Origin of the sequence: Pelomonas cellulosilytica (assembly GCF_021353265.1) — a bacterium.
In the GTDB taxonomy this organism is placed as follows: Bacteria; Pseudomonadota; Gammaproteobacteria; order Burkholderiales; family Burkholderiaceae_C; genus Pelomonas; species Pelomonas cellulosilytica.
The window spans coordinates 280,741-295,498 of the sequence record NZ_JAJTWU010000002.1 but is presented as its reverse complement, the minus strand read 5'-3'; the positions used below and the strand labels follow the sequence as shown (position 1 = coordinate 295,498).

Below are 14,758 nucleotides of genomic sequence, written 5' to 3'. Positions count from 1 at the left end.
CCGCAATATGCGCTGGCCGGCCTGGCTGAACCCGCACCGGCTGCAGGGCCGCATCGTGGGCCTGTTCCTGGCGCTGCTAGTGGGTGTGCAGCTCGTCAGCTTCACGGCCATCCACACCGGCATCACGCACAACGCCGAGGCGTCGCTGGCCAGCGAGCTGCAGACCGGCGAGCGCGTGCTGCACCGGCTGCTGGAGCAGCGCGCCGGCAAGCTGCGCAATGCCGCCGAACTGCTGGCCCAGGACTACGGCTTCCGCACGACGATCGGGCTGTCGCTCGCCGAGGCGGGCACAGTCGACACGATCAAGGACGCGCTGGCCAATCAAGGCGAGCGCATCGGGGCTTCGGTCGTGGCCTATTTCGACAGGCAGCAGCACCTCGTGGCCGCGACGCGTGACGGCGCCGACGCGTTTGGCGCGGCGCTACAGCGGCTCGTGGACAGCCAGGAAGGCGCCGCGCTGGTCGTGCAGGACCGCCATGTCTACCAGGTCGTCGCCGTGCAGGTGCGCACACCGGCACCGGTGGGCTGGGTGCTGATGGGCTTCGAGCTGGGCCGCGAGGTGCTGGACGACCTGAAGGCACTGTCGGAACTGGATGGCGTCGTGCTGCTGCAGCCGCACGGTCAGCCGTGGCTGGGCTTGGTGGGCACGGTCGATGCCGGCCTCGCCGCCGCGTTGCCGCACCGCGTCGGCCCGCAGGGGCCATCCGACGGCGTGGTGGCGCTGGACGGCGAGCGGCTGCGCACGCGCTTCGTGCCGCTGCTGGCCAGCGAACCGCGGCTGGGCGTGTTGCTGATGCGTTCACTGGACGTGGCGCTCGCCCCGTACCACGAGCTGCAGCTGGCGCTGCTGGGCCTGACTGTGCTGGGCGTGGCGGTGTTCGCCCTCGTCAGCGTGCTGATCGCGCGCGGCATCGGCGGGCCGATCACGGCGCTGTCAGGCGCGGCCCGGCGGCTGGAGGCCGGCGACTACGACACGCCGGTGACAGCCACATCGCGGCTGGACGAAGTGCACAAGCTGGCGATGGCGCTGGAGAGCATGCGCGAAGGCATCCGCCGCCGGGACGCCCTCGTCAACAAACTGGCCTACGTCGACCCGCTGACGCTGCTGCCCAACCGCGCCCGCTTCGCCGAGGTGTTGCAGGCCCACTTGACGCACGGTGCCGCGCCGGGCGCCGTGCTGATGCTGGACCTGGACCGCTTCAAGCACGTCAACGATGTGCTGGGCCAGGACGTGGGCGACCGGTTGCTGCAGGCCGTCGCCGAGCGGCTGCGGGCGCTATGCGAGCCGGTGCAGGCGGTGCTGGCGCGGCTGTCGGGCGACGAGTTCGCCATCCTGCTGGCACATACCGACGGCCGGCTGGCCAGCGAGGCGGCTCTGGCCATCCTGAAGGATTTCGAGGAACCGCTGCAGCTGGACAACGAGACCATCGATATCGGCGCAGGCATCGGCATCGCCCTCTTCCCCGAGCATGGCCAGGACGTCAACGTGCTGCTGGGCCGCGCGGAGCTGGCCATGTACGCGGCCAAGGCGCGCCAGTGCGGCAGCCTCATCTACCACCCGCAACTGGACGCGGGCAGCCAGGAGTCGCTGTCGCTGCTGTCCGAGCTGCGCCGCGCCGTCGAGAACGACGAGCTGCGCCTGTACCTGCAACCCAAGATCGACCTGCACCGCGGGCGTGTCGTCGGCGCCGAGGCGCTGGTGCGCTGGGAGCACCCGGTGCGCGGGCTGGTGCCGCCGATGCAGTTCATCCCGTTCGCCGAGCAGACCGGGTTCATCCGTCTGCTGAGCGCCTGGATGCTTTCGGGCGCGGCGCGCTTCTCGCAGCAGGCGCGCGAGGCGGGGTTGGACCTGAGGCTGTCGGTGAACCTGTCCACGCGCGACCTGATGGACCAGGAGCTGCCCGCCAAGATCGAGGCGCTGCTTTCACCGCTGCAGGTGCCGGCCGAATCGCTGTGCCTGGAAATCACCGAGAGCACCATCATGGACGACCCGGAGCGGGCGCTGTCCACGCTGGAGCATCTGCACGCGATGGGCCTGAAGCTGTCCATCGACGACTTCGGCACCGGCTATTCGTCGCTGGCCTATCTGAAGCGGCTGCCGGTGGACGAGTTGAAGATCGACCGCAGCTTCATCATGGCCATGGAGCGCGACCTGGACGACGCGCGCATCGTGCGCTCCACCATCGAGCTGGCTCACAACCTGGGCCTGACCGTCGTGGCCGAAGGCCTGGAGACGCTGAAGGCCTGGGCGGTGCTCGCGCGGCTCGGCTGCGACGAGGGCCAGGGCTACTTCGTCAGCAAGCCGATGCCGCAGGAGCAGTTCATCGCCTGGGCCCGGGCCTGGCAGCCGCCGGAGCCCTCGACCATCACCGCCGAGAGCGTCATGGCCAAGCTCGGGTGACTGCGGTGCCCGCAGTTCAGCGTCCGGCGTCCAGCGCATTGCACAGCGCCATCAACCCCACCGTCACGGTCTGCGCACGGACCGCCTGACGGTCGCCGCTGAACTGCTCGCGCCACACCTGCGCCGGCCCGTCCTCGTGGACCAGGGCCAGCCACACCGTGCCCACCGGCTTCTCCGCGCTGCCGCCGCCGGGGCCCGCGATGCCGGTGACCGACAGCGCCCAATCGACCGGCGCTCGCGCCAGCAGACCGCGCGCCATGTGCTCCGCCACCTCGGCGCTGACCGCACCGTGCAGCGCGATGAGGTCCTCGCGCACGCCCAGCAGCTCGGTCTTGGCCTGGTTGCTGTAGGTCACGACGCCGCGCTCGAACCAGTCGCTCGAGCCGGCGACGCTGGTGCACGCCGCGGCGATGAGCCCGCCGGTGCAGCTCTCGGCGGTGCCCAGGCGCTCGCGACGCTGCATCAGCGCGACGGCGATGCGTTGGATCAAGTCGGCGTCGTCTTGGCTGTTGGGCATGGCATCACCCGAAGAAGTGGCGGTAGAGCGCGATGGCGACGAGCGTACAGCCGGCGGCCACGAAATCGTCGATGAGGATGCCCAGGCCCTGACGCCAGCCGATGGGCGCACCGCGCTCGGCCTTAAACAGCCGGTCCGCCCAGCCCACGGGCCCGGGCTTAGCGGCGTCGAAGAAGCGGAACAGGCCGAAGGCGACGAGCTGGCCGACGAAACCGCTCGGCGCGATGAGCCACAGGATGAGCCAGAAGGCCAGCACCTCGTCCCATACGACGGCGCCCGGATCGGGCGTGTTCAGGTGCTGCGCGCAACGCGTGCAAGCCCACCAGCCGACGAGCGTACCAACGCCAATCAGCAGTGCCCAGCCCGCATCTGTCAGCCAGGGCAGCAGTACCCAGCCCACGAGCCAGGCCCACAACGTGCCGACGGTGCCGGGAGCCTTCGGGCTCAGGCCGCTGCCAAAGCCCAGCGCGATCCACCGCGCCGGATGGCGCCACATGAAGGCCGGCGTCGGCCGAATGGGCGCCGCGCTCATGACGCGAAATGGTCGAAGGACCGCAGGCCGTGGTCCACCGCCGCCCCGTGCGCATCGACGACGCGCAGGCCCGGCTCGGCCTCGATGCAACCGATGCGCGTCAACGGCACGCCGACGTCGGGCAGCCGCGCCTGCGGCGGCGCGGTGAACACCAGCTCGTAGTCGTCGCCGCCGGCCAGTACGCAGACGCGCTGCAGCCCGGCGGCCTGTGCGGCCAGCACGGCGCTGCGCGGCAGAGCATCCACGTCGATGCGCGCCCCGACGCCGGACGCGGCGAGGATGTGGCCCAGGTCGCCCAGCAGCCCGTCGGAAACGTCGATGACCGCTGTCGCGATGCCGCGCAGTGCCTGGCCCAGCGCGACGCGCGGCGTGGGACATTCCATCGCGGCGCGCACCTGCGTGAAGCCGTCACCCGCCAGCGCCACCGCGCCGCGGAACACCTCCAGCGCGAGCCGCGCGTCGCCGAGCCGGCCCGACACCCAGATGTCATCGCCCACGCGCGCCCCGCTGCGCAGCAGAGCCTGGCCCGCCAGCGCCTCGCCGAAGACGGTGATGCATAGATTCAGTGGCCCTTGCGTCGTGTCGCCGCCGACGAGCGGGCAAGCGTGCGCGTCAGCCAGCGCGAACAGGCCGCGTGACAAGCCTGCCAGCCACGCGTCGTCCACGCGCGGCAAGGCCAGCGCGAGCGTGAAGCCGCGCGGCGTCGCGCCACAGGCGGCCAGATCGCTGAGGTTGACGGCCAACGCCTTGTGGCCCAGCCGCGCCGGATCGACGGTAGACAGGAAATGGCGGCCCTCCACCAGCATGTCGCTGGACACGAGCCAGCGCGCGCCGGGCGTGGGCGCGAGGACAGCGCAGTCGTCCCCGACACCCACCTCCACGCCGACACCGGCAGGGCGCTGGAAGTAGCGCCGGATCAGATCGAATTCACCCATGGGCGCGATTCTCTCCGTGTGGATAGCCGCAGCCTGCGGTCGAGCTTGCGGTGGCATGATTCGGACCCCGCCGGTACTTCGCTGTAACTCGTCATGCCCAGCCCAGAAGAAAAACGCGCCCAGCTCCGCCAAGCGGCCCTCGAATACCACGAGTTCCCGACGCCCGGCAAGGTCGCCATCGCCGCCACCAAGCAGCTCGTCAACCAGCACGACCTGGCGCTGGCCTACTCGCCCGGCGTGGCGGCGGCCTGCGAAGAGATCGTGGCCGACCCGGCCAATGCGTTCCGCTACACGTCGCGCGGCAACCTCGTCGCCGTCGTGTCCAACGGCACGGCCGTGCTAGGCCTGGGCAACATCGGCCCGCTGGCGTCCAAGCCCGTCATGGAAGGCAAGGGCGTGCTGTTCAAGAAGTTCGCCGGCATCGACGTCTTCGACCTCGAAGTGGCCGAGAACGACCTCGACAAGCTGGTCGACTGCATCGCGGCGCTGGAGCCGACCTTCGGCGGCATCAACCTCGAGGACATCAAGGCGCCGGACTGCTTCTACGTCGAGCGCAAGCTGCGCGAGCGCATGAAGATCCCCGTCTTCCACGACGATCAGCACGGCACGGCCATCGTCGTCGGCGCGGCCTTCCTGAACGGGCTGAAGGTCGTCGGCAAGAGCGTGAAGGAGGTCAAGCTCGTCACGTCGGGCGCAGGCGCTGCCGCGCTCGCCTGCCTCGGCCTGCTCGTCAAGCTGGGCCTGCCGCGCGAGAACATCTTCGTGACCGACCTGGCCGGCGTCGTCTACGAGGGCCGCACCGAGTTGATGGACCCCGACAAGGCCGAGTACGCGCAGAAGACCGAGGCGCGTTCCCTGCGCGAGGTCATCAAGGGCGCCGACGTATTCCTGGGCCTGTCGGCCGGTGGCGTGCTGAAGGCGGACATGGTCGCGACGATGGCCGAGCGACCGCTTATTTTCGCGCTGGCCAACCCGACGCCGGAGATCCTGCCGGAGGAAGTGCAGAGTGTTCGCAGCGACGCCATCATGGCCACGGGCCGCACGGACTACCCCAATCAGGTCAACAACGTCCTGTGCTTCCCCTACATCTTCCGCGGCGCGCTGGATTCGGGCGCAACGACGATCAACGTCGAGATGGAGATCGCCGCCGTCCACGCCATCGCCGACCTGGCGCAGGCCGAGCTGAGCGAGGTGGTCGCCGCGGCCTACGTCGGCGCAACGCTAAGCTTCGGCCCCGAGTACCTCATTCCCAAGCCCTTCGACCCGCGGCTGATGATGCGCATCGCCCCGGCCGTCGCCCAGGCCGCGATGGACTCGGGCGTCGCCACCCGGCCGATCACGGACTGGGACGCCTACCGCGAGAAGCTGCAGAGCTTCGTCTACGCGTCGGGCAACACGATGAAGCCCATCTTCACAGCGGCCAAGCGCGCACCCAACAAGCGCGTCGCCTACGCCGAGGGTGAGGAAGAGCGCGTGCTGCGCGCGGCCCAGGTCGTCGTCGACGAGGGCCTGGCGCGACCAACGCTGGTGGGTCGGCCCGCCGTCATTGCCGAGCGCGCGGAACGCTTCGGCCTGCGACTGCAGCAGGGCCGTGACTACGACGTCGTCAACGTCGAGCACGACGACCGCTACCGCGACTACTGGCAGACCTATCTGCGCATGACGGAGCGCAAGGGCGTCACACAGCAGCTCGCCAAGATCGAGATGCGCCGCCGCTTGACGCTGATCAGCGCGATGCTGCTGCACAAGGGAGAGGTCGACGGGCTGTTGTGCGGCACCTGGGGCACGACCGCCACGCACCTGCAGTACATCGACCAGGTCATCGGCAAGCGTGCCGGCGTGAAGACGTACGCCTGCATGAACGGACTGATCCTGCCCGGACGCCAGGTCATGCTGGTCGACACCCACGTCAATTACGACCCGACCGCCGAGCAGCTGGCCGAGATCACCATCATGGCCGCACAGGAAATGTGCCGCTTCGGCCTGAGCCCGAAGGCGGCGCTGCTGTCGCACAGCAACTTCGGCACCAGCGACAAGCCGTCGGCCGTGAAGATGCGCGACACCCTGGCGCTATTGAACCAACTGGCGCCGTGGCTGGAGGTGGACGGCGAGATGCACGGCGACACCGCGCTGGACGCGGGCTACCGCAAGCAGCTGATGCCGCACAGCCCGCTGAGCGGCGAGGCCAACCTGCTGGTGCTGCCCAACATCGACGCGGCCAACATCTCGTACAACCTGCTGAAGACAGCGGCCGGCGGCGGCATTGCCATCGGCCCGGTGCTGCTGGGCGCTGCCAAGCCGGTGCACATCCTGACGCCTTCGGCGACCGTGCGCCGCATCGTCAACATGACGGCGCTGACCGTCGCCGACGCCAACGCCGCCCGCGGCTGAGCGAAAACTGTCTGGAGGCAACCCGCGTCCGGTCTCCCCCAATTGACAGAAGTTTTCAGGGTCTCGCAGCCGCCCCTCGGGAGCTTGAAACCATTGCGCGACAAGTACTTATGTTTTTGTAAGTGCTTGCTCACCAAGCTCAATCCCGGACGACTTGGCGGGTGGCCGGCTTGAGCTTTTGGGGGGCCTTCGGTACCATTACGGTTTTCCGTTCAGGGTAAACCCGTGTTTTTGCTCTCGTGGCTGGCGCGTTCCGGCGCCTCGGCGGTCACCACCGCCTTGCTGCTTTCCGGCCTCGCCGGAAGCGTGCAAGCCAAGGAAGCTGTCGGCGACAGGTCCTCCTCCGCAACGCCCGCTCTGGCCGAAATCTCGCTGAGCGAGCTGCCCGTCCAGGCTCAGGAAACTCACCGCCTCGTGTTCGCCGGCGGGCCGTTTCCGTATGCCAAGGATGGCGTGGTGTTTGGTAACCGAGAACGCCTGCTGCCCCGCAAGGTGCGCGGCTTCTATCGCGAATACACGGTCAAAACCCCTGGCGCGCGCGACCGAGGCGCCCGTCGCCTCATCTGCGGCGGCACGCCGCCGACCGCGCCCGAGGTTTGTTATTACACCGCCGATCACTATGCCAGCTTCAAGCGCATCCGCGCCGAAGCGACCCGGTGAAAGGCGAGGTAGCTGTTTTGTGACTTGAAAGGAGGAACGCGACCATGCTTTTGCAGACCGTCCGTCCCAATATCGTGCAGGCCATACGGGCCTACCGGGTCGAGGACTTGATGCAGGCCGCCCAAGAAGCGGGCCAGCATTTCCTGTACGCCAACCTGTCCGAGGCGCAATCCAAGCAGGATGTGCTCGAAGGCATCGCGCAGGCGTTCCTGTTCCCGGCACATTTCGGCAAGAACCTGGACGCGCTGCATGACTGCATGACCGACCTCGTCCACAAGGCCGGCAGCCAGCCGGGCTTCGTCGTCGTGTTGGAGCAGTTGCCCGACAACGTGCGCTTCGACCGCGAGGCCCGCGAGCAGTTGCTCGACGTCTTCCGCGACACGGCCGACTACTGGGCCGACCGGAAGGTGCCATTCCGGTGTTTCTATTCTTTTCAGTAGCCCGCTCCCAAGAAAACGGGTCATGGGAGCGGGCTGCTGAGGTGGCCCCGGTGATTGAAAAGCCGACCAAGAGCGCGAAGTCGACGATTGGCAACCCCAACTTCGGCATGAACATGCCGATGATGTGCAGTGCCTTTGATACGTCCATGTGGCTGAACGCCGCTTGATAAGTCCTCGCACCGGCTGACGCCGGCCCCCGAGGGGGCGCTGCTAGCGGCCCGGCGAAGCGGGTTCCGCTGCAGCGGCTGGAGGCATCGAAGCCCGCCTTTCAGGCGGGCTTCTTCATTTCCAGGGCGAGGGCGACGAATTCGGTGACCGGCACTTCCTCGGCGCGACGCTGCAGGTCGAAGTGGCCTTCGTAGCCACGTTCAGCGAGCCAACGGCCAAGACTGTGGCGCAGCAGCTTGCGGCGCTGGGAGAACGCACTGGCGACGAGTTCACCCAGCAGCTTGGCGTCCAGCGCCGGTGGTTCGCGCAGAGGCTGCATGCGGACGATGGCCGAGTCCACGCGCGGCGGCGGGTCGAAGGCCTCGGGCGGCACGTCCAGCACGGACTCGATGTCATAGCGCCACTGCAGCATCACCGACAGCCGACCGTAGTCCTTGCCGCCCGGCCCGGCGGCCATGCGGTCGACGACTTCCTTCTGCAGCATGAAGTGCTGGTCCACCACCACGTCCACGGCTTCCAGCAGGTGGAACAGGATGGGCGTGGAGATGTTGTAAGGCAGGTTGCCGACAACACGCAGCTTTGCGGCCTTGGCCTGGCTGAGCTCGCGGAAGTTCACCTTCAGCACATCGCTCTCGATGACCTCGACGTCGTCGCGCTTGCGCAGCCGGGCGGCCAGGTCGCGGTCCAGCTCGATGACGGTCAGCGGCTTGTGGCGCTCCAGCAGCGGCAGCGTCATGGCGCCCAGGCCCGGGCCGATCTCGACGACGGTGTCGCCCGGCTGCGGGTCGATCAGGTCGACGATGGCCTCGATGAGCGCCGTATCGGTCAGGAAATGCTGACCGAAGCGCTTGCGCGGAATGTGCGACTTCACGGCGCGGCAACCGAGCCGGAGCGCGTGCAGCGGCTCACTCCAGCCACTCGCGGACTTCGACGAAGGCCTTGGCGCGCAGCTCCTTGACCCAGTCCTGGTAGGCCTCGTCGTACTTCTGCTCGCGCAGCGCCGCGCGGGCCTGCTCGCGCAGCTGCTTGGGCTCGATTTCGACCGTGCGGCGCTCCAGCACCTGGATCAGGTGGATGCCGAAGCGCGACACGACCGGCTGCGAGACGCTGCCGATGGCCAGCGCGTTCATCGCTTCCTCGAACTCCGGCACAAAGGCACCGGCGCCCATCCAGCCGAGGTCGCCGCCGTTCTCGGCGCTGCCGTCCTCGGAATTAGCCTTGGCCAGATCCTCGAACTTGGCCTGGCCGCTCTCGATCTGGCGCTTCATTTCGGCCAGTCGGCGTCCCGCCACCTCGGCCGTCAGCTGGGCCGAGGGCCGCAGCAGGATGTGGCGCGCGTGGGTCTGCTGTGTCTGCGACAGCGATGCAGCGCCCTGGCGCTCGACAACCTTGAGGATGTGGAAGCCGGCACCGCTGCGCAGCAACTGCGGCGCGACCTGGCCACTCTTCAGGCCTTGCACGGCGGCGACGAAGATATCGGGCAGCCGATCGGCCGGGCGCATGCCGATCTCGCCGCCCCGGGCCTTGTTGCTGTCTTCCGAGACCTCGCGCGCGACCTTGGCGAAATCCTCGCCGCCCTGCACGCGCGCCAGCGCGGCCTCGGCCGCTGCACGCTTCTCGGCGACGACGGCTTCCGGCGCGCCGTCGGGCACGGCGATCAGCACCTGGGCCAGGTTGACCTGCCCGCCTTGCTCCAGCGCCGCGCGCTTCTTGTCGAGCCAGGCATCGATCTCGGCATCGGTCACCTTGATGCGGCCCTGCACTTCGCGCTCGCGCACGCGCTCGGTCGCCATCTGGTCGCGCAGGTTCTCTCGGAAGCTTTTGAAATCGGTGCCGTCCTGCTTGAGCCGCTCGCGCAGCTGGGTCATCGTCAGCTTGTTCTGCGCCGCCACGTTCGCGACCACCCGGTCCAGTTCGGCCTCGTCGATGCGCGGACCGTTCTCGCGCGCATAGGTCACGAGGACACGGTCCTCGATGAGGGCGTCGAGCGCCTGCTTGCGCAGGCCCGCCGTCTCCGGCATGACCTCGCCCTTCTGGCGGGCCTCGGCACGCAGCCGTTCGGTGCGCTGAATCACCTCGCTGGCAGCGACGACGTCCTGGTTGACGACGGCGGCAATGTAGTCCCCCGGCTGCAGCGTGGCCGTCTGGGCCGAGGCAGACAGGGCTGCCAGGGCCAGCGTCACGGCAAGAAGGGAGGGAGCAAGGCGATGGATCATGGTAGGAAGTCTGAACTCGGCGAGCGGTCGGAGCTCAGCCTGCGGTAACCCGGCACATTGTCCTTCAAGACCTTCAGCGCATTCGACCCGAGCTGGGACAGGCCCACCAGCTCCAGCTGCAGCATCATGCGGGTGTTGGTCTCGGCACGGCCCGTGGACAGCCGCTCCAGGCCGAAGCGCAGCACCCAGCAGCCGGCGTCGTACTCGAAGCCGGCGACCGAGTCAGTCAGGCGCCTGTCGCGCATCGAATACTGCACGCGGCCGGCGCTGTACCACGCGCCGCCGCAGCTCTTGCTGTCGGCACCGCGCTGCTGGATGGGCTGGCCGTACAGCGGCCACTGCCAGGCCAGCTCCACCTGCTCACTCTGGCCCCGCGCCAGCCGGTAGGCAACGCTGACGGTCTTGAACGGCCCCGGCGAGTAGCGTGCACGGACGACCGAGCGCACCGAGCGGTTGGTCTCGGGGTTGAACTCCAGCGTGCTGTCGGCCCACCATTTCTCGTCGAGGTGCGCGGCCGCGGACAGCAGCAGATCGGAGAAGCGCTGCGTGACCGGCTGGCCGTCGGGCGTGACGAACTGGTCGCGGAACAGGAAGCGCTGCACGGCGCCCAGCCGCAGGATCTCCTCGCCCTGCGCCGCACTGACCCAGCGGCTCGTCGCGCCGACGCTGATGGCATGCAGGTCCGACACGCGGTCCACACCTGAAAACTCGTTGTCGGTATAGATCGAGTCGAAGTTGAGATCCTTCTTCTCCGAGTCGAAGTTGGGCAGGTTGACCTGGTCCCGGAACGGTGTGTTCACGTAGAGCACGCGCGGCTCGAGGCTCTGACGCATGTCGCGGCCGAACAGCCGCGTGTCGCGCTCGAAGACCCAGCCGTGGTCGATGGAGAACGTCGGGATCACGCGGTGCATGCGCGTGCGGCCGTCGCTGCCGGCGCGGTCCAGGTCGTAGGCCGCGGCGTTGAACGACAGACGCGGGATGAACCACCACGCCTCGCCGCCCAGCGGCGCGGCCACGTGGCCCAGCGCATGCACGCGCTGGCCGCCCGGCGCCTGGCCGGCCAGCGCCGAGCCGGGCAAGTCGAAGCGGTTGTATTCCAGCTCCAGGCTGCCCTCCAGCCGCGCCTTGCGGCCCCAGGGACGGAAGCTATCCAGCACCGCCTCGTCGGCTGCCGTCGTCACGCGCACGCCGAGCTGCGGGCTGCGCTGGTAAGGTGAATTGAACTGGGCCAGCGCGTCCGTGCCCTGAAGCGTCTGCCAGCGCTGCAGCCGCGCGTAGGTGTCGATGACGCCCCAGGACAGCTCCTTTTGCCGCTTCAGCGTCAGGTCGGTGGCCATCAGCCGCGGCGTCTGGCTCTCGACTCTGCGCGACAAGTCTTTCCAGTAGTCGTCGTCGGAGACGCGCTCGCTCTTGAGCCGGTAGCGCCAGTCGCCGAAGTGGCCGTCGTTGTTCAGCTTGACGCTCCAGCGCGACTGGCCGAACACGCGGTCGCCGGGCAGCAGGTCGACGTTGACGCGGCCGGCGTGGCCGGGCTCCAGGTAGCGGAACTCGCTGTCCAGCCCCACGCCGCGCTTGCTCATGACGAAGGGCGTGAAGGTGGCATCACGTTGCGGCGCGATGTTCCAGTAGTAGGGCACACCCAGCTCGAGGCCGCTGCGGTTGTCCAGGAAGATGTTGGGCGGCAGCCAGCCGGACTTGCGCGCCGAGCTCAACGGGAAGCTCAGCGACGGCGCCGCCAGCAGCGGCACACCGAGGAAGCGCAACACCGCGCCCTCCGCCTGGCCCTCGTTGGCGGCCAGGTCCATGCGCAGCTGCTTGGCGGTGATCTGCCAGGCCGGCTCCTCGTTTTCGACGGCGGGGCAGCTGCTGTAGCTGGCGTCGGTGGCGCTCAGGTGCTCGCTATCCTGGAACTTCACGACCTGCGCCTTGCCCGCGCCGCCGGTGGCCTTCAGAAAGAAGTTCGGGGTCAGGAACTCGCCCTCGAAGCGGCTCACATACATCTGCAGCAGCGGGCCGGTGAAGACGTTGCCGTTCTGGCTGATGCGCACATGGCCCTCTGCGCGGGCGAAGTCATCGGCGACGCGGTAGTGCAGCCGGTCGGCGTTCAGCAGCAGTTCGCCGTAGCGCAGTTCCACGTCGCCCTGCGCCTCGGCCTGCTGGTCCGCCTGGGCGTCGAGCTTGGCGGCACTGATGGCTAGCGCCGGCTTGGCGCCGGACTTGGGCGCGGTGCTGAGCGTGCGGCTGCCCCGCAGCGGCACCCCCTCCTCGGCCTGTTGCGCCCAAGCCTGCCCCCAGGCGCAGAGGGCCAGGGCGATCAGGGTGGGCAGCGGGGCGGGATGGGGTGGGCGGGACAGGCGCGGCACGGGCGGCAGGGGGGGCGCGAGACAGGGAAGATTGCCGGGGCCGGCTTCTTAAAATCGATTATCCACGAGGCCTCTTTGCCCATGACCAGCTCCAGCGACGAAGACCACCGCCTGCGCGCCGCCTGTGCCGCGCTGCGCGAGCACCCGCCCCAATGCCTGCCGCCCGATGCCGGGGCGCTGGCCGCCGGCCTGCGCCGCATCGCCGACACCGGCCTTGATGGGGTGCTGCAACGCCTCGTCGCCGACGCCCCCCAGGGCAGCGTGACCGACGCCATCGCGGCGCTGCTGCGCCCGCCCGGGCAGTCCTGGGACGAGGCGCAGGAGATCGACTGGGCCGTGCGCCACTGGGAGGCCAGCCGCGCCGCCGACCAGTTGGACGACGAACTGGCCGCGGACTTCGGCGAGTACTGGCGCCGCCTGGAGTGGAGCGCGCTGCGCCAGCACCTCGTGCAGCTGGGCCAGGGCCACCCAGAAGAGCGCCGGCTGCTGGCCTACATCGTCAAGACGGCCAGCCGCTACGTGGCGCTCGGCCCGCTGAAGCGCGCGATGGAGGCGCGCTTCCCGGCGTTCTTCGAGCTGGGCTTCAGCCTGAGGTAGCCGCTCAGGGGTGGGCGGCCATCACCTGCGCGACGGCAGCCGTCAGCCGCTTGCCATAGGGCACGTGCAGGAACTCGTTGGGACCGTGGGCGTTGCTCTTGGGGCCCAGCACGCCGCAGACCATCATCTGCGCCTGGGGGAAGCCCTTCTGCAGCATGCCCATCAGCGGGATGGTGCCCCCCTGACCGATGTAGCCGACCGGCGCGCCGAAATGCGTCTGGCTGGCGGACTCCAGCGCCTGGCTCAACCAGGGCGCGAGGTCGGGCGTATTCCAGCCGGTGGCACCAAGCGCGCCGGCACGGCCGTCCGGCGTGAACGTGACCTTGGCGTTGTAAGGCGCGTTGTCTTCCAGCAGCGCCTTCAGCTGCAGCGCAGCGGCGTTGCCGTCCACAAGCGGCGGCAGACGCAGGGAGAGCTTGAACGCGGTGTAGGGCCGCAGCACGTTGCCGGCGTTCTTCAGCTCCGGGAAGCCCTCGGCGCCGACGACCGACAGCGTGGGCCGCCATGTGCGGTTCAGCAGCACCTCGACCGGCTCGGTCGTCACCGGCAGCACCGGGCCACCGTCCGCGCCGCAGGCCCAGGGCATGCGCTTGTAGACCTCGTCCTTCAGGATGGCCGCGGTTGCACGCGCCTGCTCCAGCCGCGCACCGGGGATCTCGCAGTGGAAGCTCTCGGGCAGTAGCCGGCCGGTGGCGCTGTCCTCCAGCCGGTCCAGCACGTGGCGCAGGATGCGGAAGCTTGACGGCACGCCGCCCGACGCGTCGCCGCTGTGGATGCCCTCGGTCAGCACCTCCACCTTCAGCACGCCCGAGACCATGCCGCGCAGCGACGTGGTCAGCCACAGCTGGTCGTAGTTGCCGGCGCCGGAATCCAGGCAGACGACCAGCGACACATTGCCCAGCCGCGGCGTCAGCAGGTCGATGTAGGCCGGCAGGTCGAAGCTGCCGCTTTCCTCGCAGGTCTCGATCAGACCCACGCAGCGCGGGCGCGGAATGCCCTGCTTGTCCAGCGCCATGATGGCCGTCAGCGACGCATAGATCGCATAGCCATCGTCCGCGCCGCCGCGGCCGTAAAGCAGGCCGTTCTCGTACTTGGGCGTCCAGGGGCCGAGGTCGTTGCGCCAGCCGCTGAATTCGGGCTGCTTGTCCAGGTGACCGTACAGCAGGATGGTGTCGTCGCTGCCGGCCTTGGTGGCCGGCACCTCGAAGAAGATGACCGGCGTCCGGCCGGGAATGCGCACGACTTCAAGCTTGAGCCCCGCGACCTTCTTGCTCTCCACCCAGGCAGCGGCCTGCGTCAGCACCTTCTCGATGTGGCCATGCGCCGCCCAGTCGGCGTCGAACATCGGGCTCTTGGCCGGGATGGCGATGTAGTCGGTCAGCGCGGGGACGATCTCGTCGTCCCACAGCGCGCTGGCAAAGCGGCCCAGCTCGGCAGCCTCGTCGGCTTGTAGCGGCAGGTGGGGGTCTCGTGCGTTCATGGAGTGCTCCTTGGCGGCGCTTGTGGCGCCGAGCCAGCCAGTTTAGGCCGCCGCCGCG

13 protein-coding genes are annotated in these 14,758 nt (G+C 68.9%); 6 read left to right on the top strand and 7 right to left on the bottom strand.

Annotated elements, in window-relative coordinates:
* Positions 1–7 precede the first annotated feature (7 nt).
* Positions 8–2,401: a putative bifunctional diguanylate cyclase/phosphodiesterase gene (locus LXT13_RS05325; protein WP_233370585.1), complete on the top strand. Its 2,394-nt coding sequence runs from the start codon at positions 8–10 to the stop codon at positions 2,399–2,401.
* Positions 2,402–2,417: 16 nt separating this feature from the next.
* On the opposite strand, the gene LXT13_RS05320 is transcribed toward LXT13_RS05325, so the two are convergent.
* Genes LXT13_RS05320 through thiL form a run of 3 tightly spaced genes read right to left on the bottom strand, consistent with a single transcriptional unit; the run spans position 2,418 to position 4,385 of the window.
* A complete protein-coding gene (locus LXT13_RS05320; protein WP_233370583.1) occupies positions 2,418–2,918 on the bottom strand; it encodes a CinA family protein in 501 nt (166 codons plus the stop codon).
* A 4-nt stretch (positions 2,919–2,922) separates the two neighbouring features.
* Positions 2,923–3,450 (bottom strand): phosphatidylglycerophosphatase A family protein, encoded by a 528-nt coding sequence (locus LXT13_RS05315; RefSeq protein WP_233370582.1) that lies wholly within the window; start codon positions 3,448–3,450, stop codon positions 2,923–2,925.
* Complete coding sequence (thiL, locus tag LXT13_RS05310; RefSeq protein ID WP_233370581.1) at positions 3,447–4,385, bottom strand: thiamine-phosphate kinase; 939 nt, start codon at positions 4,383–4,385, stop codon at positions 3,447–3,449. Before thiL ends, LXT13_RS05315 begins: the two co-directional genes overlap by 4 nt.
* Positions 4,386–4,478: 93 nt before the next feature.
* Here thiL and LXT13_RS05305 point away from each other — a divergent pair, with 93 nt between their 5' ends.
* From LXT13_RS05305 to LXT13_RS05290, 4 genes are all read left to right on the top strand, one after another.
* Positions 4,479–6,776 carry an NADP-dependent malic enzyme gene (locus LXT13_RS05305; protein ID WP_233370579.1) on the top strand — a complete coding sequence of 766 codons (2,298 nt, stop codon included), beginning with the start codon at positions 4,479–4,481 and terminating at the stop codon, positions 6,774–6,776.
* Positions 6,777–7,001: 225 nt separating this feature from the next.
* Positions 7,002–7,436, top strand: coding sequence for a guanyl-specific ribonuclease (locus LXT13_RS05300; protein WP_419964645.1), 435 nt, complete (start codon positions 7,002–7,004; stop codon positions 7,434–7,436).
* A gap of 44 nt (positions 7,437–7,480) precedes the next feature.
* Positions 7,481–7,876 (top strand): barstar family protein, encoded by a 396-nt coding sequence (locus tag LXT13_RS05295; RefSeq protein WP_233370577.1) that lies wholly within the window; start codon positions 7,481–7,483, stop codon positions 7,874–7,876.
* On the top strand, positions 7,855–8,043 hold the full coding sequence (locus tag LXT13_RS05290) for a hypothetical protein (RefSeq protein WP_233371221.1): 189 nt from the start codon (positions 7,855–7,857) through the stop codon (positions 8,041–8,043). Before LXT13_RS05295 ends, LXT13_RS05290 begins: the two co-directional genes overlap by 22 nt.
* A gap of 101 nt (positions 8,044–8,144) precedes the next feature.
* Here the strand turns inward: LXT13_RS05290 and rsmA are convergent, their stop codons facing one another.
* Genes rsmA through lptD form a run of 3 tightly spaced genes read right to left on the bottom strand, consistent with a single transcriptional unit; the run spans position 8,145 to position 12,623 of the window.
* The gene (gene rsmA, locus LXT13_RS05285) at positions 8,145–8,915 is read right to left on the bottom strand and encodes a 16S rRNA (adenine(1518)-N(6)/adenine(1519)-N(6))-dimethyltransferase RsmA (RefSeq protein WP_233370576.1); all 771 of its coding nucleotides are present in this window, start codon (positions 8,913–8,915) and stop codon (positions 8,145–8,147) included.
* A 34-nt stretch (positions 8,916–8,949) separates the two neighbouring features.
* Positions 8,950–10,260, bottom strand: a complete 1,311-nt coding sequence (locus LXT13_RS05280) for a peptidylprolyl isomerase (protein ID WP_233370574.1) — start codon at positions 10,258–10,260, stop codon at positions 8,950–8,952.
* On the bottom strand, positions 10,257–12,623 hold the full coding sequence (gene lptD, locus LXT13_RS05275; RefSeq protein ID WP_233370573.1) for an LPS assembly protein LptD: 2,367 nt from the start codon (positions 12,621–12,623) through the stop codon (positions 10,257–10,259). Before lptD ends, LXT13_RS05280 begins: the two co-directional genes overlap by 4 nt.
* Positions 12,624–12,704: 81 nt before the next feature.
* Here lptD and LXT13_RS05270 point away from each other — a divergent pair, with 81 nt between their 5' ends.
* A complete protein-coding gene (locus tag LXT13_RS05270) occupies positions 12,705–13,220 on the top strand; it encodes a hypothetical protein (RefSeq protein ID WP_233370572.1) in 516 nt (171 codons plus the stop codon).
* Between the two features lie 4 nt (positions 13,221–13,224).
* On the opposite strand, the gene LXT13_RS05265 is transcribed toward LXT13_RS05270, so the two are convergent.
* A complete protein-coding gene (locus LXT13_RS05265; RefSeq protein WP_233370571.1) occupies positions 13,225–14,700 on the bottom strand; it encodes a M20 family metallopeptidase in 1,476 nt (491 codons plus the stop codon).
* Positions 14,701–14,758 lie beyond the last annotated feature (58 nt).

Coding starts and splice junctions, on each gene's coding strand:
- LXT13_RS05325 (WP_233370585.1), top strand. CDS start 8: ATGCGCTGGCCGGCCTGGCTGAACCCGCACCGGCTGCAGGGCCGCATC.
- LXT13_RS05280 (WP_233370574.1), bottom strand. CDS start 10,260: ATGATCCATCGCCTTGCTCCCTCCCTTCTTGCCGTGACGCTGGCCCTG.
- LXT13_RS05320 (WP_233370583.1), bottom strand. CDS start 2,918: ATGCCCAACAGCCAAGACGACGCCGACTTGATCCAACGCATCGCCGTC.
- LXT13_RS05265 (WP_233370571.1), bottom strand. CDS start 14,700: ATGAACGCACGAGACCCCCACCTGCCGCTACAAGCCGACGAGGCTGCC.
- LXT13_RS05295 (WP_233370577.1), top strand. CDS start 7,481: ATGCTTTTGCAGACCGTCCGTCCCAATATCGTGCAGGCCATACGGGCC.
- LXT13_RS05270 (WP_233370572.1), top strand. CDS start 12,705: ATGACCAGCTCCAGCGACGAAGACCACCGCCTGCGCGCCGCCTGTGCC.
- thiL (WP_233370581.1), bottom strand. CDS start 4,385: ATGGGTGAATTCGATCTGATCCGGCGCTACTTCCAGCGCCCTGCCGGT.
- LXT13_RS05315 (WP_233370582.1), bottom strand. CDS start 3,450: ATGAGCGCGGCGCCCATTCGGCCGACGCCGGCCTTCATGTGGCGCCAT.
- LXT13_RS05305 (WP_233370579.1), top strand. CDS start 4,479: ATGCCCAGCCCAGAAGAAAAACGCGCCCAGCTCCGCCAAGCGGCCCTC.